At 62.6% G+C, this 1,617-nt stretch carries 2 protein-coding genes; both read left to right on the top strand.

Annotated features, from left to right (window positions below):
• Positions 1-420 (top strand): thioesterase family protein (locus HX869_RS22345; RefSeq protein ID WP_178903657.1); only part of this gene is annotated, 420 nt, incomplete at its 5' end.
• A 9-nt stretch (positions 421-429) separates the two neighbouring features.
• On the top strand, positions 430-1,590 hold the full coding sequence (locus HX869_RS22340; RefSeq protein ID WP_087693215.1) for a gamma-butyrobetaine dioxygenase: 1,161 nt from the start codon (positions 430-432) through the stop codon (positions 1,588-1,590).
• Positions 1,591-1,617: the final 27 nt, after the last annotated feature.

Raw genomic sequence — 1,617 nt, 5'->3', positions numbered from 1 at the left:
GGCCACCTGCGCGATGCGTTCTACCTGCTGATTTTCAGCTACGCCACCGATGCGCTGATGGACACCCTGGGCCTGGACAGCGAAAACCGCGAAGCCAGCGGCCACTCGCTGTTCACCCTGGAGTTGCACCTCAACTACCTGCACGAAGTGAAACTGGGCGCCGCCGTCGAGGTACACACCCAACTCATCGCCCACGACCGCAAGCGCCTGCACCTCTATCACAGCCTGCACCTGGTGGGCGACGAAAAGGAGCTGGCGGGCAACGAACAGATGCTGCTCCACGTCGACCTCGCCGGGCCGCACTCGGCGCCATTCAGTGAAGCGGTGCTGGGCAAGCTTGCCAGCATCAGCGCCGAACAAACCGACCTGCCGAAGCCCGCCCTGCTCGGCCGCGCGATTGGACTGCCACCCCAAAAATAAGGAATCGCCATGCAAACCGCCGCCGCTGTTGCCGACTTCCGTACTTACCCACTGATCAGTGACCTGGCCGATGTGCACGTGCACGGCGATCACCTCAGTGTGCGATGGGCCGATGGGCGGGTCAGCCCGTTTCATCACCAGTGGCTGCGGGACAACTGCCCGTGCCCTGTTTGCGTCTACAGCGTGACCCGTGAGCAGGTGCTGGAAATTGTCGATGTGGACGAACACCTCACGGCTGTCAGCGCGCGTATCGACCAGGGTCTGCTGACAGTGGAATGGAGTGGCGGGCATCGCAGCCAGTACGATCCCGGATGGTTGCGGGCGCACGCCTACGACGATGAGTCCCGCGCCGAACGCCGGGCTGCCAAACCGAAATCCCTGCTGTGGGACCGTACGTTCGAGCTGCCCGTATTCGACTACGCAGCGCTGATGGAAGACCCGAAAGCCCTGCTGCAATGGCTGCTGGCCCTGCGTGACAGCGGCCTCACCCAAGTGCGCGGTGTGCCCACCGAACCTGGCTCGCTGGCGCTGATCGCCAAGCGCATTTCGTTCATCCGCGAGAGCAACTTCGGCGTGCTGTTCAACGTGCAGTCCAAGGCCGATGCCGACAGCAACGCCTACACGGCATTCAACCTGCCGCTGCACAGTGATTTGCCGACGCGGGAGCTGCAACCCGGGCTGCAGTTCTTGCATTGCCTGGTGAACGACGCCGACGGGGGCGAGAGTATTTTTGTCGACGGTTTTGCGATTGCCCGGGCGCTGCGGGACGAAGATCCGGAAGCCTTTCGCGCGTTGTGCGAGATCCCGGTGGAGTTTCGCAACAAGGACCGTCACAGCGACTATCGCCGGCTGGCGCCGATCATTGCTCTGGATGCCTTGGGTGAAGTCGCCGAGATTCGCATGGCCAACTTTCTGCGCGGGCCGTTTGAGGCGCCTGCAGAGCAGATGCCGTTGCTCTATCGCGCCTATCGCCGGTTTATTGCGATGACCCGGGAAGAGCGTTTTCGGCTGGTCAAACGTCTGAATCCGGGCGAGCTGTGGTGCTTTGATAATCGCCGGACCCTGCATGCGCGCAATGCGTTTGATCCGGCGTCCGGCGCGCGGCATTTCCAGGGCTGCTATATCGATCGGGATGAGTTGTTGTCGCGGATATTGGTGTTGCAGCGGTAGACCGAGGCGCCCCCTTCGCGAGCAAGC

Source organism: Pseudomonas sp. P7779 (assembly GCF_013386315.1).
Lineage (GTDB): Bacteria > Pseudomonadota > Gammaproteobacteria > Pseudomonadales > Pseudomonadaceae > Aquipseudomonas.
This window is presented reverse-complemented; position numbering and strand designations above follow the sequence as displayed.

What these genes read in the sequence shown, in the direction of transcription:
- HX869_RS22340 (WP_087693215.1), top strand. Translation starts at nt 430, where the DNA reads ATGCAAACCGCCGCCGCTGTTGCCGACTTCCGTACTTACCCACTGATC.